This window comes from Methylobacterium hispanicum (assembly GCF_022179285.1).
Lineage (GTDB): Bacteria > Pseudomonadota > Alphaproteobacteria > Rhizobiales > Beijerinckiaceae > Methylobacterium > Methylobacterium hispanicum.
In genome coordinates, this window is record NZ_BPQO01000033.1 from 1 (window position 1) to 26053 (window position 26053).

23 protein-coding genes and 2 pseudogenes are annotated in these 26053 nt (G+C 61.2%); 18 read left to right on the forward strand and 7 right to left on the reverse strand.

The features are described 5' to 3' along the window. The 3 genes and pseudogenes from MFF56_RS26905 to MFF56_RS26915 all read right to left on the reverse strand — a co-directional run. Nucleotides 1-274 (reverse strand): phage integrase N-terminal SAM-like domain-containing protein (locus tag MFF56_RS26905; RefSeq protein WP_238231785.1); only part of this gene is annotated, 274 nt, incomplete at its 3' end. Between the two features lie 170 nt (nt 275-444). Next, nucleotides 445-1858: pseudogene (locus MFF56_RS26910) on the reverse strand (TAXI family TRAP transporter solute-binding subunit). 318 nt (nt 1859-2176) lie between these two features. Next, a complete protein-coding gene (locus tag MFF56_RS26915) occupies nt 2177-2377 on the reverse strand; it encodes a hypothetical protein (RefSeq protein ID WP_059410323.1) in 201 nt (66 codons plus the stop codon). Between the two features lie 156 nt (nt 2378-2533). Here MFF56_RS26915 and MFF56_RS26920 point away from each other — a divergent pair. From MFF56_RS26920 to MFF56_RS32350, 12 genes and pseudogenes are all read left to right on the forward strand, one after another. Continuing rightward, nucleotides 2534-3576: pseudogene (locus tag MFF56_RS26920) on the forward strand (IS3 family transposase); the annotation flags it as partial. Nucleotides 3577-3654: 78 nt separating this feature from the next. Beyond that, nucleotides 3655-4754, forward strand: a protein-coding gene (locus MFF56_RS26925; RefSeq protein WP_089231740.1) for an IS3-like element ISMex11 family transposase whose coding sequence is annotated in 2 segments (ribosomal slippage) — nt 3655-3907 and nt 3907-4754 — 1101 coding nt in all. Because the reading frame shifts where the segments join, the coding sequence is not laid out codon by codon here. 236 nt (nt 4755-4990) lie between these two features. Beyond that, on the forward strand, nt 4991-5461 hold the full coding sequence (locus tag MFF56_RS26930; RefSeq protein WP_238231787.1) for a hypothetical protein: 471 nt from the start codon (nt 4991-4993) through the stop codon (nt 5459-5461). Nucleotides 5462-7323: 1862 nt separating this feature from the next. Next, nucleotides 7324-7902 carry an ABC transporter C-terminal domain-containing protein gene (locus MFF56_RS26935; protein WP_139239580.1) on the forward strand — a complete coding sequence of 193 codons (579 nt, stop codon included), beginning with the start codon at nt 7324-7326 and terminating at the stop codon, nt 7900-7902. A gap of 700 nt (nt 7903-8602) precedes the next feature. Then, nucleotides 8603-9418, forward strand: a complete 816-nt coding sequence (locus MFF56_RS26940; protein ID WP_139239581.1) for a hypothetical protein — start codon at nt 8603-8605, stop codon at nt 9416-9418. Continuing rightward, nucleotides 9415-11649 (forward strand): TnsB C-terminal domain-containing protein, encoded by a 2235-nt coding sequence (locus MFF56_RS26945; protein ID WP_238231789.1) that lies wholly within the window; start codon nt 9415-9417, stop codon nt 11647-11649. The genes MFF56_RS26940 and MFF56_RS26945 overlap by 4 nt, the downstream gene beginning before the upstream one ends. 1 nt (nt 11650) lies before the next feature. After that, nucleotides 11651-12703 (forward strand): AAA family ATPase, encoded by a 1053-nt coding sequence (locus MFF56_RS26950; RefSeq protein ID WP_179696867.1) that lies wholly within the window; start codon nt 11651-11653, stop codon nt 12701-12703. Continuing rightward, the gene (locus MFF56_RS26955) at nt 12696-13787 is read left to right on the forward strand and encodes a hypothetical protein (protein WP_139239620.1); all 1092 of its coding nucleotides are present in this window, start codon (nt 12696-12698) and stop codon (nt 13785-13787) included. The genes MFF56_RS26950 and MFF56_RS26955 overlap by 8 nt, the downstream gene beginning before the upstream one ends. Before the next feature lie 1070 nt (nt 13788-14857). Beyond that, entirely contained in the window at nt 14858-15226 is a 369-nt protein-coding gene (locus MFF56_RS26960) for a cupin domain-containing protein (protein WP_059408428.1), read from the forward strand. A 306-nt stretch (nt 15227-15532) separates the two neighbouring features. Further along, nucleotides 15533-15817: a cyclase family protein gene (locus tag MFF56_RS32345; protein ID WP_179239982.1), complete on the forward strand. Its 285-nt coding sequence runs from the start codon at nt 15533-15535 to the stop codon at nt 15815-15817. Next, a complete protein-coding gene (locus MFF56_RS26965) occupies nt 15715-16074 on the forward strand; it encodes a hypothetical protein (RefSeq protein WP_179696548.1) in 360 nt (119 codons plus the stop codon). The genes MFF56_RS32345 and MFF56_RS26965 overlap by 103 nt, the downstream gene beginning before the upstream one ends. Before the next feature lie 28 nt (nt 16075-16102). Next, the gene (locus MFF56_RS32350; protein WP_179239981.1) at nt 16103-16534 is read left to right on the forward strand and encodes a LysR family transcriptional regulator; all 432 of its coding nucleotides are present in this window, start codon (nt 16103-16105) and stop codon (nt 16532-16534) included. On the opposite strand, the gene MFF56_RS26970 is transcribed toward MFF56_RS32350, so the two are convergent. Continuing rightward, complete coding sequence (locus tag MFF56_RS26970; RefSeq protein WP_081948528.1) at nt 16525-17040, reverse strand: MarR family winged helix-turn-helix transcriptional regulator; 516 nt, start codon at nt 17038-17040, stop codon at nt 16525-16527. The genes MFF56_RS32350 and MFF56_RS26970 overlap by 10 nt on opposite strands. A 168-nt stretch (nt 17041-17208) precedes the next feature. On the opposite strand from MFF56_RS26970, the gene MFF56_RS26975 reads away from it, so the two are divergent. From MFF56_RS26975 to MFF56_RS26995, 5 genes are all read left to right on the forward strand, one after another. Then, a complete protein-coding gene (locus MFF56_RS26975; protein ID WP_043378310.1) occupies nt 17209-17517 on the forward strand; it encodes a hypothetical protein in 309 nt (102 codons plus the stop codon). Between the two features lie 79 nt (nt 17518-17596). After that, nucleotides 17597-18124, forward strand: a complete 528-nt coding sequence (locus MFF56_RS26980; protein ID WP_043378313.1) for a YkgB family protein — start codon at nt 17597-17599, stop codon at nt 18122-18124. 45 nt (nt 18125-18169) lie between these two features. After that, nucleotides 18170-18721, forward strand: coding sequence for a carboxymuconolactone decarboxylase family protein (locus tag MFF56_RS26985; protein ID WP_043378316.1), 552 nt, complete (start codon nt 18170-18172; stop codon nt 18719-18721). Between the two features lie 343 nt (nt 18722-19064). Continuing rightward, complete coding sequence (locus tag MFF56_RS26990) at nt 19065-19205, forward strand: hypothetical protein (RefSeq protein ID WP_158713259.1); 141 nt, start codon at nt 19065-19067, stop codon at nt 19203-19205. Beyond that, nucleotides 19202-20113 (forward strand): helix-turn-helix domain-containing protein, encoded by a 912-nt coding sequence (locus MFF56_RS26995; RefSeq protein WP_139239449.1) that lies wholly within the window; start codon nt 19202-19204, stop codon nt 20111-20113. The genes MFF56_RS26990 and MFF56_RS26995 overlap by 4 nt, the downstream gene beginning before the upstream one ends. A gap of 473 nt (nt 20114-20586) precedes the next feature. Here the strand turns inward: MFF56_RS26995 and MFF56_RS27000 are convergent, their stop codons facing one another. Together MFF56_RS27000 and MFF56_RS27005 are read right to left on the reverse strand one after the other, a co-directional pair. Then, complete coding sequence (locus MFF56_RS27000; protein ID WP_051975887.1) at nt 20587-21183, reverse strand: cytochrome P460 family protein; 597 nt, start codon at nt 21181-21183, stop codon at nt 20587-20589. A 36-nt stretch (nt 21184-21219) separates the two neighbouring features. Continuing rightward, nucleotides 21220-22095 (reverse strand): cytochrome P460 family protein, encoded by an 876-nt coding sequence (locus MFF56_RS27005; RefSeq protein WP_051975888.1) that lies wholly within the window; start codon nt 22093-22095, stop codon nt 21220-21222. Nucleotides 22096-22321: 226 nt separating this feature from the next. Here MFF56_RS27005 and MFF56_RS27010 point away from each other — a divergent pair, with 226 nt between their 5' ends. Continuing rightward, complete coding sequence (locus MFF56_RS27010; RefSeq protein ID WP_043378319.1) at nt 22322-22654, forward strand: hypothetical protein; 333 nt, start codon at nt 22322-22324, stop codon at nt 22652-22654. Nucleotides 22655-22720: 66 nt separating this feature from the next. Here MFF56_RS27010 and MFF56_RS27015 read toward each other — a convergent pair whose 3' ends face one another. Continuing rightward, entirely contained in the window at nt 22721-25486 is a 2766-nt protein-coding gene (locus tag MFF56_RS27015) for a sensor domain-containing protein (RefSeq protein ID WP_051975889.1), read from the reverse strand. Between the last annotated feature and the right edge of the window lie 567 nt (nt 25487-26053).

Sequence of the window (26053 nt, forward strand, 5' to 3'; positions counted from 1 at the left end):
GCCGGTCGAGGGTGTGGGTGAAGAAGAAGCGCAATGCCGAGACGATGGCGTTGAGGGTCGGCACCGGCACGCCGGCCTCGCGCTGCTCGACCTGGAAGCGGCGCAGGTCCTGCGCGGTGGCCGTGTCGGGCCGGCGCCCGAGGAAGGTGGCGAGGCGGCCGACGTCGCGGATGTAGTTGCGCTGGGTCTCGTGCGAGAACCGGCGCAGGCTCATGTCGTCGATCAGGCGCTGGCGCAGGGGGCTGACCGCGCTGGCGGGGAGAAGATCGTGCATCGTGGGGCTCCTCGGATGAAGGAGCCTCGATGCTCGACCCGCCTCCGACGGGCCTCAAACGATGCGCGACGGTCCCGACCCTACCGCGCCCTCACCACACGCACCCTCCCGCGCAGCGGGTTCGTTCTTCGGCCAACTCCGGCCGTCTGCTTCGCGACCATCCCGGTCATTCAGCCATTCTTGCTTGTATCCTGGAAGCAGACGTCGAGGGGTGAGGCTTGGTCATTTAGCGAGGGGTATCCCTCACGAACGATAGCGCGCCGGATCGTCGAGCGGGCCGCGTCGATGGCCAGCGTGGCGGCGCCTAGCGTCCGCGCCTCGGTTGGCCTGTTTAGTGCGTGGCGCGCTATGCTGCCCGCGAGGTCTTCCACCTCACCGGCCATGTTCTCCAGGCGCTCGGGGTCGGTCTCGCGGCGTGCGTCGGACCGGAGCTCCAGCAGCCGCGCGGTGGCCACTTCGATCCTCTCCCGGCGGATGCGCCCGAGGCGCTGCCTCACCCAGGCCGCCGTCGAGCCCAGGCCGCCACCCAGGATGGCCACGAGGTAGATCCAGCTCTCGTAGCGCTCGATGAAGGTCTCCTGCTCGCGTTCGTAGTAGTCGATGGCGCCTGGGTGGATGGGCAAGCGGGCGCTGGTAGCGTCCGCCGTATCCTCATAATCCGGATGGCTGACGTCTTCCGCTGCCGGGACGGTCTCGGCTAGGGCCGCGCGCATCTCGAACAGGTGCTGCGTCACCTCCGCGGCGAGGCTGCGCGACAGGTCGGCCCGCGCCATCAGGCGGTAAGACGAGCCGACTGTCGCCACGTCCTCCGCCGGAAGGCGCGGATGGCCGCCGAACAGGGCGGCCGGCACTGTGACCGGCTGCACGCGCGGCCAGCGCGCCAGCACCGCGGCGGTGTCGGGTACGCCGAACAGTGCGACCTCGCCATCGGCGCTCGCCTCTCGAACCAGCCCGACAACCCGCCGCGCGGCCGAGGACGTAGGCGTCGTCAACAGCACCATCGCGTCGATACGGCCGTCCCCAAGCGCGGCCGCCACATCGGTCTCCTCTACCGGCACGAGGGCGACAGCCTTCTGCGGTAGGGGGCCGCCTGGAGCGCCGGTCAGAAGCTCCATTTCGTAATGGGCGACCAAGGTGCCGACCAGCGCCCTATCGGCGGTCCTGTTCGACAGCACGCCTAGTCGCCTGGCCGCCAAATCCGGGAAATCCTTGATACCGGATTGCGCGGGGGCGACAACGAACGCCGCCAGCCTTCGCAAGACGGCTAGGGTAAGGCCGTTCCCCGGCATCGAGACGTCCGGACGGACTACCGCGAGGTCGGCCTTCGGTCTTGAGCGCCTCTGCACTCTCGCGCACCCCGTCGAAAGCCGACACCGTCAGCCGGATGCCGAGCTTCCTGCGGGCGAGTTCGTCGGCGTAGGCCCGTAACAGGGCCGGCTCGGGGCCGCCTTTCGGGGCGACCGCGATGGTCAGCGCCGTAGGCCGCATCAGGTGGAGCGCGGCGGCGATCCCGAGGACGACAAGGAACGCCAGACCGAGAAGAAGCCATGCTTCCCGGCCAACCGGAAATGCCAACTTACGCACGCACGCTCCTCGCCCGCCGCGGCCCTGCCAGATAGTGTTGCCCAGGTGGGCGACGTGATGCCTGTTTTCGAGTGGGCGAGGAGTAGGCCGCCGAGCAATCGGCCGCTCCTGCTTGGACGCGTGCGAGCATGTGGGGGGCTGCCCGCTCAGCCGGTAATCTCGCCGTCGACGTTCGGCTGGGGCACCGTTTTCGCGTTTCAGGATGTCCAAAAAAGGTACTCAGCGGCGATCCGGTTCAGCGCTATCGAGGACGCTTGGAAGCGCTTTCCCTCTCTCGGACCCCCCGGCTCGCCGGCGCGGGCTTTTTCGCGTGCCTCATCAAGCCTCATCAAGCACGATGCTGGCTGCCAGGGTGGCTATCGATAGGTCCTCGCCCTCAGCGGTGGATGTGCGCACGTGGTAGCCGTCTCCCTCGAGCTCCTGGACTCTTTGAAGCGCCTCGGTGGCTGTCTCGGCCTGATGGACGACGCTCGGCTTCTCGGTGTTGGCGAGGTTGGCGCCAGCGATGATGTAACCCATAGATCCTCCTGCTGGGCGCCCTGCATAGGCTGGCTAGATGGCGCTCGCGAGGCCGAGCCCCGCTCCATCGTAGCGGCGGACTACAGGCACACATGAGGGTATCTGGACTTGCCTCGAGAAAGTGGAGAGCTCTTTTCCTGAAGGAGGAGGGGTCCGATGGCAGACCGGAAGCAGACCTTTACCCCTGAGTTTCGTGCTGAGGCGGTGCGATTGGCCCAGACGAGCGGGCGGTCCCGCCGCGAGGTCGCCGCCGATCTCGGTGTCGGGCTCTCGACGCTGCGCAACTGGATCGACGGTCGACGCGAGCGGGAGATGGACAACCCACCGGCCGATCGGCAGGAGGACATGGCCGCCGAGCTCAAGCGTCTGCGGCGCGAGAACGAGGTGCTGCGCCAGGAGCGGGAGATCCTGAAGCGGGCCACGGCTTTTTTCGCCAAGGAGGGAAGTCGATGAGGTTCCGCCTCATCGACGCGGCGAAGAAGGACTTCCCTGTCGCGCGCCTGTGCAAGGTTCTCGATGTCAGTCCGAGCGGCTACTTTGCCTGGAAGAGTCGTCCGGCCTCGACGCGGCAGCGCGAGGACCTCGTGCTGCTTGCCCACGTCCGATCCGCGTTCACGCTCTCGCACGAGACGTACGGCAGCCCGCGCATGACCCACGAGTTGCGTGAGCAGGGTTTGGCGGCAGGCAGAAGGCGCGTGGCCCGGCTGATGCGGGAGAACGGGCTCAAGGCTCGCCAGCCGCGCCGCTTCCGGCGCACGACGGACAGCGGCCACGCCTTCCCGATCGCGCCCAACCACCTCGACCAGGACTTCATGGCGGCCGGGCCGGATCGGAAGTGGGGAAGCGATATCTCCTACATCTGGACGCGGGAGGGTTGGCTGTACCTGGCGGTGGTCCTCGACTTGTACTCTCGGCGGGTCGTGGGCTGGGCGGCGAGCGACCGTCTCCACAAGGAACTCGCGCTGACCGCGCTGCGACGAGCCCTCGTCGTCCGGCAGCCTGGATCAGATCTGCTCCATCATTCCGACCGCGACAGTCAGTACTGTTCAAACGAGTATCAGGCAGAACTACGAGGACATGGCATCGTGATTTCGATGTCTGGCAAGGGAAATTGCTTCGACAACGCGATGGTCGAGACGTTCTTCAAGACGCTGAAGAGCGAGTTGGTCTGGCGCACCGCGTTCCAGACACGAGCCGATGACGTCCCCCCATCGCTTTGGTCCGGCGTGAGTGCGAGTTTTCCGGTTTTGTGAGACCCTGAGGGGAGGAGCAGAGCCGTGAAGAAGAGCAGGTTCACCGAGGAGCAGATCGCCTTCGCGCTGAAGCAGGCCGAGACCGGGACACCGGTCGCGGAGGTGCTGCGTCGGATGGGCATCTCCGAGCAGACGTTTTACCGCTGGAAGAAGCTCTACGGCGGCTTGGGCACAGGCGAGCTGAGGCGGCTGAAGCAGCTTGAGGACGAGAACCGCAAGCTCAAGCAACTCGTGGCCGATCTGAGCCTCGACAAGCACATCTTGCAGGACGTGCTCGCAAAAAAGCTCTGACGCCTGCTCGGCGACGCGAACTCGTGCACCAGGTTCAGGAGGCGCACGGGGTGAGCGAGCGGCGCGGCTGCGCCGCGCTCGGCGTCGGCCGGTCGGGCGTCCGCTACCGCTCGACCAAGCCCGATCAGGCACCACTGCGGATGCGCATCTGCGATCTGGCCAAGAGCCGGGTGCGCTACGGCTACTTCAGGATCTACATCCTGCTGCGCCGGGAAGGTTGGCGGGTGAATCACAAAAGGGTCCACCGCCTCTACAGGGATGAGGGCCTTAGCCTGCGGCTCAAGCGGCCCCGCCGGCACGTCAGTGCGGCACACCGTGAGCGTCAGCCGGCCGCGCTCCGGCCGAACGAACGCTGGTCGATGGACTTCGTCTCCGACGCGCTGTTCGATGGCCGCCGGCTGCGAGCTCTGACGGTCGTCGATGCGTTCACGCGCGAGGCCCTGGCGATTGAGGTCGACCAAGGCAACAAGGGCGAGCAGGTCGTGGCGGTCGTCGCCCGCTTGGCAATGCTGCGCGGAGCACCGTGCGCGATCCAGGTCGATAATGGGCCTGAGTTCGTCTCGAAAGCACTCGACCGCTGGGCCTACGAGAACGGCGTCACGTTGGACTTCTCGCGCCCTGGCAAGCCGACCGACAACGCGCTGGTCGAGTCGTTCAACGGCCGCCTGCGCGACGAGTGCCTGAACGCGAACTGGTTCTTGTCGTTGGCCGACGCCAGGAGCAAGATCGAGACGTGGCGGCGGCAGTACAACGAGAGCCGTCCTCACACCGCCCTGGGGTGGCTGACACCCCAGGAATTCGCCCTGGCGGCGGCCCTGCAGGCCGCCGAATGAGATCCGGAGGCTCACCTTTCGGCCGGACCAAAATCCGGGGGACCCTCACAAAACCGGAAAACTCGCACTCACGCCGGACCAAAGCGATGGGGGGACGTCAGCTCGCGCGACTGATCCGCCAGTTGGCTGGCTGCGCCCACTCGGGCTTTGCCCCACACGTAGCCTCATACCAGCTGAGCGCGGAGGCGAGCCGTTGCACCAGCTCCCGAGCGAGCCCGCACAAGTGCCGACGCGGAGTGACAAACATCCACGAAGGAATGATGTTATGCTCCAAGCGAGGCACCTTCGCAGGTGGCTGCGATGCACCTGCGATCGAAGGAACCTGCGTGGTCGGGCGTTCCAAGAGTCATCTGACGAATATGACCGGCGCGGAATTCCGTTCGCGCCTCCGTGAGCTAGGGCGAACGGATGCAGCATTCGCGGAGGAGGTCGGCAGTTCAACTCGCAGCGTGAGCCGATGGGTCAGCGAAGGGCCACCGCCCGAAATCGCCTATCTCGTCGACCTCTTGCTGACTCTCGAGTTGCATATCGGCGCACCCATTTCGCCGGAAGGAGGTGCGGGAAAGGACGCTTTTGATATCGCGTTCGACGACATGCTTGCGCGCGCAGCTATAAGTGGCCGAAAATCCGAATTGATTGCGAGTATGCGCCGCTGGTTAGAGCACCAATATGTCAAGATGAGCAGAAGTACTACTGGTGAAAGTTAGCATCTCGCAGTCGTCGATCGCACGCGAACGCCCGCGACGTCTCGAGGTCAACGGGAAGACGGACGCACCGTCCAAGCTGGTAGCCGTCTTCCCCCAGCGGCTGGCCGCCGCACGTCGGTCCTTCAGTTGAGCTGAGAGTTGCTCAACCCGGTTGCAGCCGTTGAGGCGTCATTTCGGGCAAGCGGCGGGAGACTCATTCCTCGGCGGCGGGATCGCGGGCCGAGCGTCCTTGCTCCAGACGTGCTCGCGGAAGAAGTAGCTGTCATGGTCGCGATTGCCGACAGCCTACCTAAGCATGCCCGGAAGCTGATCGAGCAGCGGGAACGCAAGCGGCCACTCATACCCTGCGCCGGCACAATCAAGGCTGTCGCGAGGCCTTGCCATCAGCGATCACGCGCACCGTGGTGGCACACCCACCAAGTGATCGGCCATGAGCCTAACGATCGTCTCGGTTTCAGCTGCAAACTCCGTCATTTCGCAACCACTGGCCCCATTCTCCGGAGCGAGCCCGCTGGTTCCGTCGAGAGAAACCGCGCCGCCTTGCGAGCCGTACTCCTGAGAGGCTGAGGAGCCGCTTCCAAACGCAAGCGCGGGCTCAATAGATGGAGAGCTGGGCGGTCCATCGCCAAGGTCCAGGCTCGACTCCCACAGCGCGCCGCTTGCTTCGGTCTGGATCCGCCAGAAGATGGCCGAGAAGGCGCAGCGAAAAATTCTGCGGGCTCCCACTCCGATTTGCCCGTTGCGCCTCCGATAGCACCGATCCCGAGCAGCGTGGACAAGTCGCTCATTACATCAGACGGCTCAAGCGGTTACAGTAACAACCGGTGACGGGCATCCCCATGATTCACAGATCCGCCAGAAGCGTTCATTTGGTGGTGCGCCATTTTGTCTATACTGTATCCATGCTGGTATTTCGGGGCCGATCGGAGGCAATGCCGCCGGATGTCGGATGTTAATGATGGCAGCTGGCTCGCGATGATTGCCGCCGCGATGAGTTAATGTCTCGCCGATCCGTGCGTTGCCGGTGCGAGCTGAGCAGGCATGGAGGCAATCAAGATGGACCCAATCTCCCCAGCTGAACTAAGGAACGAATTTGGACGGAAAGCGAGTCGTCACAGTTTTGTATCGATAAAAAACATGCGGCCGATCAGATATAATCAGCGCTGGCACCGTGATGCCCTTGTCCAACTATCCCTTGATCCGTCTGTGATAGCATTCGAAGCCGAGTCCGAGCCGCTCCCCCACGAAGTGCTGAACTTGATCGTTACCATTTTGGGCGGGCAGATGCGTGTTTCCCTCGTTCGGGACCACACCAACAGCACTGACTCAAACCAAGCGAAAGACCAGATAAGAATCAGCAGATCGACGATTCTGCGGGAGCCAAGAGCGAGTAATGCAAGAGCAATATGGGCCACTCGAAAGAGCATCGTATCTATCGGAGACAGAGTGAGAATTTTAGGAAAGCTAGATGCTGCGCCGAATGGCCTCAAGTTGGCGGAGTTGCTCGCATGCATCTCGACGTCACGAGTCGACCCAGTCGATGCAATCCTTGCTCTTGTATGCCAGGGCTTGGTCACTCTCGATATCGAGAAGCCAATCGCACCAAGCACAACCGTCCGACGTTCCTTGAATCCAAGATCGGACTGTGGACCCAAGACAGCTTTGAAGTCCTAGCTCGCGTCCTTGAGTACGGATAATCAGCTGATTGTTCCGGAGCGGGGCCGATCCGAATGTGTCCGGAGCTTTTGGAGGGCAGCGGAGATCAATCGTCCATGTCCATCCAAGCCACTTGCCACCGCTGTCCAATGCTCTACAAAATGCCGAGGATTGCTCTTCGTCTCCGCCTGAGGGAGCGAACCCAGATGTCGAAACGACGTCGAGAGATTGAGCAGCTTGAGGCTGAAATCGCTGCCATGGAGCAGCAGGTTCAGCAGATCGCTTCTAAGCGAGCAGTCGCAGTACTGCGTATGAGAACGCTCGAAGCCATGGAATTTTTCGAGACCGCGGCCGTTCCACATCAGGAGCGACAAGGGCATTTACCTCTCATACCCATCAATGGCGACATGCGAGGTGGTCCTTCTGAGCAGCGAAGTCGGCCGATAAAGGGAAAAAATACTACGACTGCACCCACTGACAAGAAGCGGTTGGTTGATAGAGACAAGCTGGCTGAATTGACGCGCCAACTGTGTCCAGCGCGTCAAAAAGCCGTGCTTCTGGTCGTCGAGATGATCGAAGCAGCGTATCCTTCAAGCGTCACATCTGCGGAGATCAATTCTCGATTCGCTGAAGATGGGACCGTCTCGATATCCGTGCTTGCGAAGTGCAAGACGGCTCTCCATCGGTCTCAGCTCGTGTCATTTAGTCGGGTAGATCAGAGGTGGTCCATCAAAGGAGCGCCAACTGACTCCGAGTCGCCAGGTTTGGCAATCGTGCCAGCATGACTGTGCAGCGGAGGAAGCATGAATTCACCGGCTTACAGCTGGGAGGCCGCCGGAAAGGTGGTGCGCAATAGCGCAAAGCGAAGGCGCGGCCTTTTGGGCCGCGCCTTCCAGGTGCGAATCTCAGGCTAGCAACCAGCTTCGCACCTCCAGACACTTTCGATTCGTCTGTTTCGAAGCCCCTGTGGCAAGCAGGGACTTCGACCGACACTCTGCAGGTACCATGCCGCTGTAGCAAGCAGAGGCACGGGCCGAGCGCTGAGACTTTGGCATTTTTGACGTCAAAGGCAAGCCTCTCCCCTGTGGGATCGGTCGGTACTGGGCGGTCGACGGCTTTCAGCACGCGCCCCTGTGTTCCGCGGGCAAACAGCTCAGCAGGTTGGAAGGCCCGTCCATCCGGCTCCCAACCTTGGATATCGAGCGCGGCGAAGTGGGTGCCGGACCGGCCCCCGCCAAGAGGTGTCATCGACTCCCTCATGCATCGAGCTCGCGTCGTGTTGGTCCGTAGCCGTTCCTCAAGCCGTTCCGGGGCGCGGGCAATAACGGCAGCAGGCACAGCACGGCGAGCAGATGGCGCGCGGCTGAGTGTGGATTGGCAGCAGTAGACGAAAAATTTTCCCTGTAGAAATAAGCATATTTATCGGGCCAAGCGACTGAACTGCCGATCGCAGAAGGAGAGGTTTAGTTTATCGGAGGAGATGTCATGTTTCAACCTCGTGTATTTAGGAGCGCTGACAAAAGAATACTGCATAAATCTGGACCCGAAAAAGTCTGGGAAAGCCTTGGTCCGGGCGTAGAGGTATTCAGATATCCAACTGGCGAACCCGTACGGCGGATCATCACTCAAGGTGGCTCAAGGAAAGTTGGCGGGTTCTACTCGTGGAAGATGATGAACCACACCGTCTTCGAGTCTGTGACCGAAGAGCGTTGCAGCATGCTGATGGACGTTCACTCCGCCGTTGACGCATTCTACGCCCAGCCTGAAACCATCCGCGTTACGGGTACCGAAGGCAATTCCTTCGAGTACACTCCGGACTTTCTAAGCATTTTAGGTGGAACAAGGTTCCGACTTGAGAATAAGCGTGCTTGTGATCTGTGGCCACCGAAACCGGCCGACCGCTACGACGAGTCGGGCATCCGGAAATGGGAGAAAGCCGCACTTGTGCGCGCTCGCCTCCGTGCCGTGCGGCAAGCCTACACACGCTGCGGCCTACAATGGAAATTGGTCTTAGACCTTCATATCGCCAACATGGCTGCACCGGAGGTAGTGGACGAACTGGTCTCACATGGCGGACGTCCGATTAGTGAGGGGGATTGGCGCCGCCTCCGGGAACATATTATCGCAGCCGAAAACGCCACGACGCTGGATGCCGCGTCCGCTGTTCTGCGTGAAGCAGAGGACCCGCGGGGGACGGTTCTGGCGCGTGTAAGTGAGGGCCTCCTCGGGATCGATCTCCACGAAATCCCTAGAGACGAGAGCCTTGTCTTCCTCACCGGCAGACGGAGGGACGAGGTATGACGGACGTCATGGAAGCGGACCTGAGCAGCGAAGACTCAATCGAGCCGGTCACCATAGATCATATTGTACCTGACGATCTTGAGGTCGGGGCTTTCATTATCTACGAAGGAAGGCCGTTTAGTTTCCTTCATAAAGATGAAGGGTGTGCGCCACTTATTTTCAAATCCGAAACCGGCCCTCCTCGGCTGATTGAGCTGCTGCCGACCGAATATATTCACAAAATTGCGCTCGGCGAAATAAAAAGGCCTGGTAGAAAAAACATCGCCGGACTAAATGCAGAGCCTGAGTCGTATAGGCATGACGAGAAATTTGAGGCGCTTCCTAAAAAAGCGCGAGAAGTTGCAGGATTGAAGGATTTATATGTCGAAGAGTTTGCGCGCAGGATCCGAGACGCCGAAGAACGAGGTGAGAGGTTCGCGCGAAACGAAACGAATGCATTGATTGTTCGCGAAATCGTAGATGCTGCTCTACCAAAGGACGTTCATCCACCGGCCATGCGATCGGCCCGCAGCATTTTGCGTTGGTTGCAGAGATCGGAGCTTAAGAAGGGCTCTCCGATGGCGAACGTCCACGGCAACTACCAACGTCCATACAACCGTAAAATATCCCAACGTGTGCTGGACCTTATTGCCACGATCATTCGTGAACAAGCCGACACTCTACCTCATGCCTTGCGGCCAGGTATTATCCGCGGTCAAGTAAACACCAAAATTAAAGAAATAAATTTGGAGGAGAGGCTCCAAATACCGCCAGTAAGAACAACAACTGTGACTTCAGAGTTCAATCGTTACGACGGATGGATACGGCTTGCAGCTACAAAGGGTAAACATGCGGCGGACTTGGAATTCGGTGCCGTCGGAAAACTCGTCCGGCCAACACGTATCAATCAGCATTGGGAGCTTGACCATCACTCGATCGACCTCATCCCCATTTTAGGAAGCACAGAACTCGGGCAAATGTTGTCAAAATCGGCGTTAGGCAGATTGGACATAACTTTAGCGATAGACGTTTACTCGGGCTATCCCGTTGGATTCTACCCGTCTTTCGAAGGTACTGGTCTGCTGCCTTCTTTGATGTGCATTGCTCATGGCGTTCAGGAAAAGACCTACGTGGCTCAACGCTTCCCGCATATCAGCGGCTCACTGCTCGCACATGGCAAGCCTACCAAGGTCCGGTTCGATCGCGCACGGGAGTACGTCGGCAGACAGATGGCGAGATCTCTCCGCAGAGTTGGAATTGGCTTCGAGCTGGCGCGACCCAGATTTCCAGACGATAAACCATACATTGAACGATTTTTTGGAACGCTCGAGAATGATTTCGTCTCTTGGCTTAAAGGAAGAACCGGATCAAGCCCTCGTGACAGGGGTGCTGCAAACCCCGCGAAGGAGGCGGCTATTGAACTAGATGATTTCGTTGCGCTTCTGCACGAATATTTTATCACTGTTTACGCTCGCAGACCCCAAAGAGGTCTTGATTGGGAAACCCCGGAGCAACGCTGGCTGCGAGGTCTGCGAAACTATAAGCCTAGGCTTCTGACTCCTGATGAACAAGCTCGCGTAGACGTTCTTGCCTCCATTGAGGTAAAGGTGAACGCTGGCCGGGAGGGGATACAGTGGCGCAACAAGCATTATCAATCCCCGGAGCTTCAGAGCATCCGCCGTACGTCGGGTAATTTCGGAGTTCGCAAAAACTCTATGACTCCGCTGATTGGCAGAATTTCACTACGAGACGTCGGCGTTATATTCGTGTCCGTTCCTAATACTGATACTCCCTCAGAGATTGCTGTTCCCTGTACCGCAGCGGCAGCACACGGCAGGACTGTTTGGCAGGACGAAGTTGTACAGGCGCTTCTTCGCCAGAAGAAAAAGAATCCGCAATCGAAGATCGACTATGAGGATGGATTTTCGGCGCTGTTCCGCCGGTCGATTGGATGCATGGGCATCAAAACCGACAAAGCCTCGAAGCTTGGTTCATCTCGCGGTGCAGTTACCGCTGCACGATTTACCGGCGTGATGGTCGACGGCGTATGTAAACATGCTTTGACGCGTCTGGTTCGTGACGGCACTGCGCTTGATCTGTTCGGCCAATTGGCGGCGCAAGATAAAAGCCAGGCGGTCTGCGAAGAAAATATAAATGCAATAAATACGGATGATGAGGACATCGTCGATATCTACGATGACATGCCTGCCGATGAAATAGATATGAGCGATCTCCTCGGTGAGGAGGATTGAGGTGGCAATATTCCCTCACGAGCTTCCGCACAAGAAGCGGCTGGATTACATAGACAGGATCTTTATACGGCATGATGCGATCAAGATCGCCGCACAGGCTCTCCAGCACCTCACGTTCGCTCCGAATCGGCGCAGGGAAGGATCCGTAGGATATATACGCGGATATTCACGTTGCGGCAAAAGCGAAATTCTAAAACGTCACATCGAAGAACTTACTGGCACACAGGTCGGAAAGGGGCTTCAGCGGCTCATCGAAGGCAACGGCCATTTGATCGTTTACCTCGAGCTTTCTGCCGGGGAAACACCGCTAGGTGTTGCGACCCGATGGTTGCGCCTCTTCGAGGATTTGCGTGTGAGCGCACGGGGCCGCAGGTATGAGCCGCCCCTACGTGAGCGTGACGCGATTCAGCGCGCTATAGATATTTCCAATGACAACAACGTCACGCTTGTCGCGCTCGACGAGTACCAGAATTTGTTCAGAAGTGGATCTTCTGCGGCAGTCGATGCAGCCAGAAGTATGCTCATAACCATGCAGAATGCAGCAACGTTTCCGATCGCAATCACCGGTTCTCCGCTCCTAGAGGAATTGTTCTCGCGACATGAGGCAGTTAAGGAACGTGCGGGTCCAAGAGTACTCTTAAAGCCGCTGCCGTTCCGTGCGCGGAAAGAACAAATTGCGTTCGCTAGTGTAATTAAAAAATTTGAAGACAAGCTACCGTTCTTGCAGAAGCCGGGATTGTCGACGAAGGATTGGTTACAGTCGACATTTTTTGCAACGCGCGGCCGTCTTGGGCGGCTCACCCTGCTCACTCGCGCTGCGACTGATTTGGCATTCGCCGATTGCGCTGAGGGAACGATGCCTTCGACGTTGTCTATCAAGCATTTAAATCAAGCTTTCGATCTACTTCATGGCGACGATCCTACAATGAATGGCGTAAATCCTTGGGTCAAAGATTTCCAACTTCCCAATATTCCGCTGTCGGTCGAGGACGCAATGCGCATCAATTTGGACGATAGGAAGCGACGCAAAGGAAGGACGCTTTACGATGAGTGACGTGCCTCCTTCAGCGGCGCGGCTGCGTCGAACCGTACAAGCACAACCTGGGGAGGACCTAAGAAGTGTAGTCGTGCGCTACGCTCGGATAAAACGTATATCGGTCGAGATGCTTCTGCGTTTTGGCCTGCAGGTAGACGCGAATAGCTTAGCTTCTGTCCCGCTTCGCAGATACCAACTCGAGACGTTTGCGGACCTTGCGGGTCTCGAGCTGCAAAAGCTTGCAAATGATGCATTTGCCGAAGGTAAGAACGGCTTTGAGCTTTTCGGTCAGGACGCTGGCTTGGACGTCATCGAGCCACATCGGCGGCGAGTGGCACCCGGCATGCTCAAATCGGATGGTATTCCCTGGATCAGGGCGCACTGGCAAGTCGCCTGCCTTCCATGCGATCCGGACACTGGGGAATGTTTTGTTCAAATCTGTCCTACATGTCAGAAGTCGCTTTCTTGGGTAGGAATCGAGAGTGTCTATCTGTGTCAAAACTGCGCTATCGATTTGCGTATGGTCGCGCCCCGGTACGCCTCAGAGAGGAAACAGGAGTTGGCCAAGCTAATGGTCGGCGTGCTGCGTCGCGACGCGAACGCCCTCACGCAGTTGCCGGCCATAATTGCGCATTCAACTGCCCGCGAGCAACTCGCCTTCTTCTCGGTTCTCGCCAGTCTATCCTTCATTGTCGCAGGCCGTATCTTGCCACATGGGGCATTTGCAACTTTCCGCGGCCTTGAGCTTGCGCTCGAATATCCCTCTTGTCTCGATGGCATAATCGCAGATATAGTCCGGTCTCATGAAGAATGTAGCATTAAATTGGGCTGGTTTGCGGCGTTCATGGAAGTACGTTGTCGAGTAAAATTGCTCCCTTCCGGAAAGCTTAAGCGATCGATGGAGAGGCGTATCTTTAGAATTATGGGAATTGACGAGAAAAACTACATGGTTGTTCGCAGGGTCAGGCCTGATTTTTCTTCGGAATCTTGGCGATCAATTTCCTTTAAATACCAGAGTTTCCTGAGAGGCGTCCCAGCCAATCGTGAACCGGAATCATTGCCCGTGGGCGTAATCGATATGCCGGGCCCATTTCAGTCTTGATTTTTTCAACAATTTCGAGTTCTGCGACTCTCCTGAGGCAGGACTCGGCTTCGTCTTTTCCTAATATCTCTCGTTCGATGTCGCGCATCGTCTTGTAATCATCCGAGATGAATTCCAGCAGGAGTCTCACTCCTGGGTGGTACAATGCCTTGAAAAACAGATCTTCCCGCGCAAGTTGAGAGATCATGTTGCATTGTGGACGGCCGGATGCGTCGTCGAAAATATTAAGCTTGCTCGTATTTTGATTTGAGGGTTCCGCGCGAGTGCTACGGCGGGGCGGCTGCGCGGGTGATGCCCTTTCCATGTCCCACTCCCTCGAAATCAGTCTCTCAACTGCTGCAACATCAGGTGCGGAGTCGTGATGTGAACAGGCTCGCCGCGCCGAATCCATATGTCCGAAATCTGGCTAGAGCGTGCGTAGCTACAGCTGTTTAACCGTTCCGCGCTCGGTGTCTATCGGTCGGTTCAATAAAGCTGGCTTTCACCCTGTCAATGAGGAGCTATCGTGCGGTCGATCCAGTGTCAGAATATTTGTTCGAACTGCTTTTTGGTGTCAATTCGCCGGCATTCGGTGACAGAATAAGAGTGTCGTCGGCGGTGAGATCGCTTGAGAGCTCAGATTATTTCGGTGCCAATTTATTCCGAGCCCGACACGGGCTTCGCACAGGCCGCCATCGTCGGCCGGTTCGAGGCCGGACCCGCCGCGATCCGGGTCGAGGCTTGAAGGGGGGGCGATGCCACCTCGTGACGCGCTCGCCGCTCCGATGCTGCGCGACAAGGTGCACGGAGCGTCCTCGGCGTTCACGTCCTAGAGCCTGCTGCGCAAGGCGGGCAACGCGGCCTCGACACCGTGCCGAACCGGTGGTCGTCGCGGGCTTGATCGATCGGCCCGAGCGGGTGATAGAGGCCCTATGCGCGGGGGCCGTCGCGTTCACGGTCGGCACGGCAGTGTTGGATGGCGTCTTCCAGGCCCAATCGTCCGCGCTCGCCGACCAGTTCGAGGCCATCCGGGCTGCGCTCGCGGCCGCGTGGGGCTGCAACAAGAGCCCTCCACAGCAAGGAGCGACATCATGGACAAGGTCAACCTCGCGAAGGCGTTCAGCACGTTCTCGGACCACTGGAGCCCCAAGATCGCCGGCGACCTGGGCGACTTTCAGGTCAAGCTCGCCAAGTTTAGGGGTTCCTTTCACTGGCACCAGCACGACCAAGAGGACGAACTCTTCCTCGTCGTCGAGGGTCGGTTGCGAATGAGCTTCCGCGACCGGCCGGCGCTTGATCTCGATCCGGGCGAGTTCATCATCGTCCCTCACGGGACCGAGCACTTGCCGGAGGCGCTCACCGACGAGTGCCATGTCGTGCTGTTGGAGCCGAACACCACGCTGAACACCGGCAACGTCGAGAATGAGCACACCATTCGCGAGCTCGGCCGGGTCGCCTGATGGGGCACGACCCGCATTCGGTCGAGGATCTCTGGGCGCTGCTGCCGCAACTGCGTGCGGCGCGCTGGGGGACCTGGCGCATGCCTTCGACGTGGACATTCTCCACCGCTCGAGCTTCGCCCCGGCGCAGCGGACGGTGATCTACCACCAAGATCCCGGCGTGGGCAGCAAGAAACACGGCTTCCTTGCCGAGGAGTGGCGATTGCAGGGCCAGTGGGGCGCGCATGTCGACCCGCCAGCTCAGTTCGTGCGGGTCCCCCGCTTCCTGCATCGGATAGCGGTGCAGAGCTGGTCTTTCCGCTCGTCGTGTCGATCATCGGCGAGCACACGGTAACCGATCCGGATTACCGTGCGAGGCTTGAGGATGTCCGAGCCTGGGAAGGACACAACGGACCCATGCCGGCGGGCGCCTTCGTCGCGCCGCGGACCGACTGGTCGCGTCGCTGGCCCAGCCAGGAGGGCATGCTGAACCGGCATGTGGCCGGCATGTGCCACTTCCCGGCTGGAGCCGCGACGTTCCTGCCTACGTGCATGAGGAACGAGACATCACCGCTTCCGGGTATGACACCACCGATACCGACCCGGACGTGATCGTCAGCGGAGGCGCCGTGTTCTTGGAAGCCTACGCTCTCGGATTGCCCCGCCGGCAGGTCGAGCTGACGGTCAATCTCGATCAGGTGCACATGTGCGGCTGTCTGCCGGTCGCGAGTTGGCCAAAGATGAAGCAGAGCGCGGGCTTTCCCGCACGGATTTTCGCCCTAATGCCGGCCGCCGGCGATAGCGACCTGCCAAATCGAGCCGGCCGGTCCGCGGAGGACGTGGGGCTGAGCCCCGCTCGGATCGGATGACGCTTTGGCTCGTCGGGCTGGAAGCACCGTGCGATCGGGAGGCCGGCTTGAAGCCACCCCGATTGATCTCGTATCGTTGCATATCGCGCTTCAGGTCAACGAGCTTGGAAGCATTCGGTGCGCCGCCGAGGTACTCGGATCGCCGGCGTCCGTAGTGAGCCGTCGAATTCGTGCGCTCGAGGACACGCTGCCGGTTTCGCTGTTCGATGGGTCGGCTCGTGGCGTAGAGCCGACGATCGCCGGGCATCGGCTGCGGAGTGCTGCACGGTCCATCATCGTCGATTCCGAACACACGGTTCGTTCCGCACTCGCCCTCGACATAGATCGAATGGGATCGCTTCGGGGAGCTGGTCGCAGCCATCGCCGCGGGACAAGCGTGTCAGCTTCTCGACGCGTACAGCCCGACTCATGCAAGTATCGACAACGACCATACGGACGGCCTACTTGGGTTCAGACTTGATCACGGTCCGCCAACTTCGCCAATGCTCGGCGAAGCGAGCCCGCATTTGCCTCGCCGAGACGAGCCAAACACTCCGCCTGCATGTGCTCCCACAGTGGAACGGTTTCGTCGAGACGGGCACGGCCCACCTCTGTTAGGTGAACGCGCCGGGCACGCCGATCGTCCGGATCGGGTTCGATCGTGATCAACCCACGCCGCTCGAGCAGCTTGATGTTGGCCGTGAGCGTGCTTTTATCGAGGGCAAGCTCATCGGCCAATTCACGCATCGTCGGTCCGTCAGCACAGGCGAGCACGGTGAGAAGTGTGAACTGCCAGTTCGAAAGACCGACGGCTCGGAACGCCGCGTCGAACTCGCGCCCGATCACGCGGGCGGCGCGCTGGACGGCGACGCAGATGCATGCCTGCTCGATGGCTGCAGCCGCGACGGGGGTCAGCTTGAAGGACGAGGGCACGTCGTGGTTCCAAACGGAAGCTGGTTCTAGGATATAGATCGAGCGAGCGCTCATGCGAGCCGCCGAGCCGGACCTCCAAGAAGTTTGATATCACATCATGTGCGCCGGCGCACGTGCCGCGGACGAAAATGGTTTTATATAAAACTTGTTCAACGAGCGGCGCCATTCGCCGCCTCGAATCAATCGCGGCAGAGACCCGCTCAGGCTCGACGGAGATCCAAGATGTTCATGCGCACGATGTCAGCGTTCACGGTCGCGTTTGCCTTGACCGCCACCACGCTGCCGGCCGCGGCCCAGCAGAGCCGCACCTTCACCGCCTGGGGCCACGAATTCGTCGCGCCGGAGATCGACCCCCGGGAGATCACGCCCGCCGCCCCGAACGGCGCGGGCCCTGCCCCGTTGCGCAGCAACGGTCGGACCACCGCCTACACCGCCTCTTCCGGACAGCCTGCGACCACGGCATCGACGGCTCGGAACCCGACGCGAGCCATCGACGTCCGGGGCGCCCGCTTTGAAGTTCCGGCGCGGTGATGCGTCGTACCCTCTCCTGGACGGCGAAGGTGCATCTCGTCTCCGCCGGCACAACTTCGCAATAGAAAGCTCGATTCCCATGTCCAATCACTCTCTTGTTTCCGGCCGAAGCGGCGCCTTTGTCGAAGTCGGTCCGGCTTTGACTGCGATCGAGCGGTACGGGGATCACCTGACCCGAGCGGCGCTCTACGGTTCGCTCGCCGTCATCTACGCTTGGTTCGGGGGAATGAAGTTTACAGCCTATGAAGCGGAAGGACTGGTTCCGCTGGTCGGCAACAGCCCGCTGTTGAGCTGGTTCTACAGCATCTTCAGCGTGCGTGGCTTCTCGGCTTTCCTCGGCGTGCTCGAACTCAGCATCGGCGCCCTCGTCGCCGCGCGGCTCGTCAACCCCAAGCTCTCCGCGCTCGGCGGTCTCCTGTCGGCCGGCCTCTTCGTCACGACCCTGAGCTTTATGGCGTCGACGCCCGGTGTCGCCGCGCCGGAGCTCGGCTTCCCCGCCATCTCGGTGTCGATCGGTCAGTTCCTCCTCAAGGATGTCGGCCTGCTCGCCATTTCGCTTTGGATTGCCGCCGACTCGCTCAAGGCGATCCGTCACCGTCGCGACTGATTTGTCGCCGGCCTCGGATACCGACCATTAATGAGGAGACCCACCATGCAACGCATCGCTTCCATCGACCCGGTCACGGCGACCGGTAGCGTCAAAGATCTGCTTGAGGGTGTGAGAACGCAGCTCGGTGTCGTACCGAACCTTCACAAGGTCCTCGCGCAGAGCTCGGCCGGCCTGGAAGGCGTGCTGGCCTTCTCCGGTGCTCTCGCACGGGGTACGCTCGATCCCGCGACGCGCGAGCGCATCGCGCTGGCCATTGCGAACGTCAACGGCTGCGACTACTGCAACGCCGCCCACACGGCGCTCGCCAAGCACCGCAAGCTGGATGAGGCGGAGATCGCGGCCAACCGCACAGGCCGCTCGACCGACGCCCGCGCGGATGTGGCGGTCAACTTCGCCCGCAAGATCGCGGTCACCCGCGCCGATGTCGCTGAGGACGACCTCGCGGCTTTGCGCAGGGTCGGTTACACGGACGCGCAGATCGTCGAGATCGTGCTTCATGTCGCGGTCAACGTGCTGACCAACTACGTCAACGAGGTGTTCAAGACCGAGGTCGACTTCCCGCATATCGGGCCTGCCACGCGCATCGCGGGCTGACGTCGAGCGGAGCCGGAGCCTCGGCACATGGGCTCTGGCTCCGTCGTGGGAGTGCGGATCACCGCCGTGGGGCGCATGAGCTCCGTTTCGACGCACTCTCTTTAACCGGACCGTCATTCATTTCGGCGGAGAGCGCTCCAGCCCGACGCGCTGCGTTCTCCGATCGTATGACGAGGTCCAGCTAGTGCTCTGACGCCGACAAAGCGTACACAAGGCAGCGCCGTTTTCGCATCGATAGCAGCAAGTTAACGGACAGGCACGTGGTGCGTTCGTTGGCGTCTGTGCACTAGCGGCCGTTCCGGGCGATCCACGCCCCCGCCCAAGATCGCCGGAAGACCCCGTTATGATCCAGTTCACCGTCCATACTACCGACCTCTGCTCCGGAGCTTCGAAGGTGGTGCTCGCCGACGTCGAACAGGCGCTCGGCTTCGTGCCGCGTGCGCTGAACTATGGGCGCCCGGATCGGAGGGGGGACTGCTCGTGAACACGCCGGCGATCATCGCCCTTTTGGCACAAGGCCGGGATAGCCAACCAGTCAAGCGGCCGAAGGGACGAGCAGAGTACACCGAATCCGTGGCGTTCCAGACGCGCAACGACGATGAGGCTTGGAAGCCTTGGGCCGAGCCGAACCGCGAGCACCATGACTTGACACTTCGGTTCTGCACATTCGACTGCGACATTTTGCAAGACGATAATTATCAATTTCATACTCAAAAATCACTAAGTAGCATTTACTTGGTGTGTCTAGATGAACACCCGCGGCTTCCGATCGGCGGATTTCGCACCCTGAATATCTACGTACCTGAACCGTCGCTTGGCGATATAGTCGAGTCCGGGGATTCAGTTTCGTCTGCTGCGCCAACAGGATCGATTGACCCCAGAGCCGTTCCTGACTGGCAACTTCGTCGCCTTGAAGTCGAGATGCTGGCTGAAATGCGCATGGCTCGACCTTTATCGCGTCTTCGCATCGATACGTTGGGACTGGAGGTTGCGGTCCATCTTCTTCGGCAGCACTCGTCCATGAACGGCGCAGTCCGTTGGGAATCCCTCGGTCCGCGCCGTAGCCGTTTCGATCCCGCCGTCGGAAGGGCGATCGAGTACATGGAATCGCGTTGGGCCGACGATATCAGGCTGGTGGACGTGGCTCGCGCGGCGCAGCTATCTCCACGCAAGCTCACGACTCTTGTTGCCAAGGCAACGGGTTTGCCTCCCCACCGTTGGCTCATGCGCCGTCGTATCGAACGCGCGTGCGAAATGCTGCTCGATCCGCGCCGCTCGATCACCGAGGTCGCCTTTGCGTGCGGATTCCACTCCTCGCAGCACTTCGCGACCAGGTTTCGCAAGCAGATTGGTTGTACGCCGAGTGCATATCGACGGGAGCGGCTCTCGTGAATTTTTCTGACACTCCACACCGAAGCGACGGCTGCAGCAGGATTCTCAATTTTTTCGGAGAGGACTTTGCATGCACGTCTGGATAAATTCCAGCAACGAGTATTGCATATTGCTTTAGTTAATTTGATACATTAAATAATTACTTTTGTCCCGTGATATATCGATATTGTAATTATGATATACATTAACTAGATATTTTTTGTTTTATCAATCGAAGACAATAAATGCCCCCTGCCAATAAATAAGAAAGATGAAACTTACGAGATCACGCGGCGGCAGGTTGTTCGGACCTCTTAGTGAACAGAGCGCCTGGCCCATTCGCTCAGGCTGATGGAGGTGATGCGCGGGGATCAGTCGACGAGCCCGTTGCAGGCGTCGCAGCAGAGGTCGAGGGCAATGGCGCTAGGATGATGACAACAACCGCGAGCTTCGTCGTGATGTGCCATCCAGCTTGATCGAGCAGCAGCGTGGCCTCAGCGGGCAAGGACTGGGTAACCTTTGACGTACAGCCAGTCGGTGGCTTGCGCCGGGGTGTGGCAGCCCAGACATTCCTGGCGATAGTCGAGCGTCTTGGTCTTGTCCGGGCTCCCTTTGTCGAACCATGCCCAGCCCCACCCGTCACCCCAAAGCGGATTGCCCGGGTAGCTGCCGCGATCGTCTTTCACCATCATGAACCAACCGGCTAGACCGGCGGCCCGACTCACCCGGCCGGTGGTCATGTCCTCGCTCTCGGCGTTGAACACCTCCTTCACCAAGACGGTGCCATTTTTGAACCGGCCGTTGGCTCGATACTCGTCGATCGCGCCCGGAGAGACGTAGACCGTATGCATCTCCTTCGAGCCTGGCACGGTATCGGAGGCGACAGCCCAGGTGCCGAGGAACTGGTAAGCCGCTCGATAGTCGAGAGGTAGACGCATGGTGCCGGCGACGTCGACCAGCCCAACCGACGCCCTCGGGGTTTCTGCAACGTTCGCGGACCGTACCTGTTGGGCGAGCAAGCCTGTCGCCGCGGCGAGCGTCGCTCCGCAGGTTAGAAGAAGAGTAGCCGAGGGAAGACGGCGACGGAACATATGATCCTCCACTGACAACGCCGAGCGCTTGGGCCCCTAGTTCTTGCCGACGCGCTCCAGCAAGCCACGCAGCACCGGGTAGTGCTGAATGAATACGAAATCCCGGCCGGCGTTTGCAGCATGGCAGGCATTGCAGGTCTCGACGGCCTTTACCTCGGTCGCCGAGGCGTATTGTGCCTCGGGCACGTGACCGAAGGAGAAGTAGGCCCATTGACCCGGTTCGTTCGCGAAGCGACGCGAGTCCTTCACAGCCGCCTCGAGACCGGCATACTCTGCCATGAAATAGCCTTTGCCGCTCGATTCCGTGATCGCGCCGTTTGCCGGGTCCGTCGTGCTGTTGATCTGCTGGCGCACGAGCTCCTTGACGATCACAGTACCTTCGCGGAACTCTCCCGTCCGTTTGAAGTGCTCCCAAGCAGTCGGCTCGACATAGACGATGTGAAACTCCGGGAATGGCGCCTCCGGTAGGTTGAGCCGGTTCGGCGTCAGCGGCGTGCCGATGAACGGCCACTCGCGCCAGCCGATCGGGCGCACCAGCCGGCCGTCCGGCAGGTACTCGGCGACGTACGGGGTCCGCCTGCCGTCGACCGTGTACGGCTGGGCCGGCGGACGACCGGATTCGGCCGCGGCCGCAGCCCGCTCCTGCGGCTGGTTCTGCCGGGCTGCGCCGCTTTGCTGCGGGGGTGGCGTCTGCCTAAGCTGCTCCGGGGTGCGCTCCTGCGACTGGGTCTGTCGGGGCTGCGGTTCGCCGCTCGGCTGGGGCGGCGGTACTTGCCCCGACCGCGCCGTACCGGCCGCGGGCGGCGGCGTGGTCTGCGCCTCGGAGCTCTGGATCCCGCCACAGCCGACCATCAGGGCGACAGCCCCGGCCGTCCGAAGCAGCGTCCAGCGATGACGAGACATGAAGAACATTTTCGGATCCTCCGGATTGCGGCATGGCCCGAACGGCGCGTCAGGGCGAAGCTCGACGGTTCGGCACGCGCGCGTGTTCCTGGCCGGTTGCCGGGCCAGCCCGAGATATGAGGCACACGACCAGCCCTCTGCAAGATCACGCCCGGTTCGCAGGCGACGCGTAAGGGTGCCCGCGCCGACGCGCGATTGCGTTCACGAAAAAGAGGCGACGTTCACGATCCGGAGCATGGGTCAGGTCGACGCGATCCATGCCGCAGCGCAAAGCACAACGGACGCGGTCGGCGGTATCGCGGCGACGATCGCGCAGTCGAGTGGCACGGCGCGCGCCGTCGCCGCTGCCGCCGACGACCAGGATCAGGTCGGCCAGGAGATCGCCCGTGCCATCGCGAGTGCGGCCGAGCAGACCATCGCCGGGCGCATCGGGACGATGCGAGCGGCGGCCGCCTCCAACGGGGGTCCGAGCGGGCGCGGTGCGAGCGGACGCCGGGCAGCGAATCAGGGCTCTCACATCCCGCGGAGCGCGATACCAGCCTTTCCTGAACGCGTGCGCACAGCCTGAGCGACGTGCGACGAGGCTGCAGGTTCATATGCGGCCCTCGTCCGAACCGGGTTGCGCGCGCGATCGTCAGGCGGCTCGCGCGGCCTGTTCAGTCGCCGCGATCAGCTGCCGCAGATCGGCGACCGGCAGCGGACGGCTGAACAGGTAGCCCTGCATCTCGTCGCAACCCTCATGCTGCAGGTGATCGCGCTGCGCCGCGGTCTCGACACCTTCGGCCACTGTCGTGATGCCCAGATCGGCACCGAGTCCGGCCACCGCCCGCACGATCGCCGCGCAGTGGCGGTTGACACCGAGCTCGCGCACAAAGGACTGATCGATCTTGATCTTGTCGAAGGGAAACGTCCGGAGATAGCTCAAGGAGGAGTAGCCCGTCCCGAAATCGTCCATGGCGATGCGCACGCCGAGGTTGCGCAGCCGGTGTAGGACCGCCAGGTTGGCGTCGCTGTCGGCGAGCAGCACCGACTCCGTGATCTCCAGCTCCAGTCGGCTGGGATCGAGCCCGGCGTTCGCCAGGGCCGACACGACGGCCGGGACGAGGCTCTGCTGACGGAACTGCACGGGCGAGAGATTGACCGCGACCTTGATCTCGCCCGGCCAGGTTGCCGCCTCCCGGCACGCTTCGCGCAGGACCCATTCGCCGATCGGCGCGATCAGGCCGGTCTCCTCGGCGATCGGGATGAACTCGGCCGGCGAGACGAAGCCACGCTCGGGATGGCGCCAGCGCAGCAGCGCCTCGCAGGCGTTGATGCGGTTCTCCCGCAGGTTCAGGAGCGGCTGGTAGAACAGCTCCAAGGCGCCGGTGTTCAGCGCCTCGCGCAGCTCGCGCTCCAGCGTACGACGCGCCTGGATGCGGGCGTTCATCTCCGGCTCGAAGAACCGGAACGTGCCGCGTCGCTCCGCTTTGGCCTGATACAGCGCGAGGTCGGCGTTGTTGAGCAGAAGGTCCGGCGTGGTCCCGTCGCCCGGCAGCATCGCGATACCGAGGCTCGCTCCGATCACCACCTTCTGACCGATGATGGAGAACGGCTGCGCCAAGCACTCGACCAGGCGCGCGGCGAGCTGGCCCGCAGCTTCAGGCGACGGCGCGCTCGCCTGCAGGATGGCGAACTCGTCACCGCCGAAGCGGGCGACCAAGTCCTCCTCGCGCACGCAGTGCCGGAGGCGATCCGCCACCGCGCGCAGCAGCGCGTCGCCGGCTGCGTGTCCCAGCGTGTCGTTGACTGCCTTGAACCCGTCGAGATCGAGGCAGAGCACGGCCGCCGGCTCGGCATGACGATGCTGTCGCTCGAGCGCGTCGCTCAGACGTTCGCGGAAGCAGGCACGGTTCGGCAGGTCGGTGAGCGGGTCGTGGTGTGCCATGTGAGCGATCCGCGCCTCAACGGCGCGGCGCTCCGTCACGTCCTCGGCGATCCCGAGCAGGTACTGCGGTCGCCCTTCCTCGTCGCTCACGGCGAGCTTCTTGACGTGCAGGAGGCGCGTACCGTTGCCGCGCGTCTCGAATTGACGCTCCTCGACGATCGCGTCCCGACCGCTGGCGCGAAACAGCGCCGCGTCCTGATCCAGCACGGCCCGGGCCGTCGTGTGCTGAAACAGAGCATGCGACGGCCCTCCGATCAGTTCGTCGCGCGGCACGCCGAGCAGGGCCTCGCAGGCACGGTTGACGAGCAGGAGGCGGTGATCAACCGCATCCTGCACGTAGAGCATCGCGGGGATGTTCTCGATCACCGTGTCGAGGAAGCTGCGCGTGCGGCGCAGTTCCGCCTCGGCGAGCTGGCGCTCGGTGACGTCGATGCTCGCAGCGAGCACGGCCGGCCGGCCCCGCAGCATGAGCGGACGCACGTAAGGCAGGATCTGGATCACCGATCCATCCGCCTTGCAATGACGCCAGATCCGCTCGCCATCGTAGGGCTTCGTCCGGTTCGCGAAGACGATCTGCAGTTCGGCACGGTCCGCCTCCGGTCGGATGTCGTGGGCTGTCATCGCCAGGAAGCGGTCGCGGCTGTAGCCGTAGTGCTCGACGGCGGCGGTGTTGACGTCGAGGAAGCGCAAGGATCCGGCGTCCAAGACCCACATCGGAACCGGGTTGGCCTCGAACAACATCCGGAAGGAGGCTTCGCGGGTGCGCAGCTCCGTGATGTCGACGAGGGTGACTACGAGCAGGTCGCCGAGTGGGGCTACGGCGATCTTGAGGTAGGATTCCGCATCGTCCCCGATGAATTCCAGCTCGAAATTGTCGCTTCCGCCGTTCTCGACGACACGGAACAGGCGAGCTGTGATCTCCTGCGCGTGATGACCCATGTAGACTTCGGAAAGATGCTGCCACAACAGGCTGTCCAACGACCGGCGCATCAGCTGCGCGGCGCCGGCGTTCAGGGTGACGATCTGCAGATCACACAGCTGTCCGTCCGCGTCGCGCACGGGCGCGAGGGCGAGAACCCCTTCCCGGGTCGACTGGTAGACTTGTTCGATGAGACTGGATCGGGTCTGGGGTTCGCTGACGTGGACGAGGGCGACCGGGAAGCCCCAGTGCGTGTGCAGGGGCAACGCGAGGATCTCGTGAACCTCGACGATGCCGTTCTCGACGCGGCTTGCAACCTGCCGCTCTGGCTGGCCGGTCCGGAGGGCGCGTCGCACGATTTGATCCAAGAGCCGCGCGCAGTCGCTCCGCTGGTGTCCGGCGGCATGACGGGGCGTCCCTTCGAGCCATGTAGCGACGGCTGATGCCGTTTGCAGGTGGACGAGATCTGGCCCGTCGAGGCGCACCAGCACCGTGCCATCGGCGAAACGACCGAGCGAGCCGAGAGCGATCTCTTCGTAAGGCGGCAACGCCATACCCGGCTTCCGAGCGGCATGCCAACGTTGGCTCAGGATGTGGGCAGCACTGCCCGCGAGTCCAGGCGGTCGTTGCTTGGTCTGAGGCGACATGGCGCGAAGAGCGTTCTGGCGGATGCGGGCGAATGACCGTTGGCCGAATTCGCTAAATATTTCTGAATAACCGATTGGATCGGTGACAAAAACCGCAGCGATAAGCCGGCTAGCGATATCTCTCAAGTCATGCGTGCGTGCGAAAATCCGCACCTGGAGCTCCTGAACACGGGTCTGTTACAGACATTCGACGTTTGAAACCGGAACGCGGAACATGAATCTTGATGATTTACACTCTGGATAGCCGTGCAGTCCTTGCCCGGCCTTCACAGCGTCCGAAAGCTCTTTCCCGCTCGCCCGCCCGGATCGGGACAGCGCGGCCGTCCCGATTTCCGTTCGTCGACGTCAGGCGTGGAAGGTGCATCGATCGTGCACGCCACATTCGGGGCTGCAGATCCAACCGACGGCGCTTTTCGACCGGTGCGAGGAATCGAACGGGCTCTCGATCACCTGCATGACGTTATGTGAAGGCGT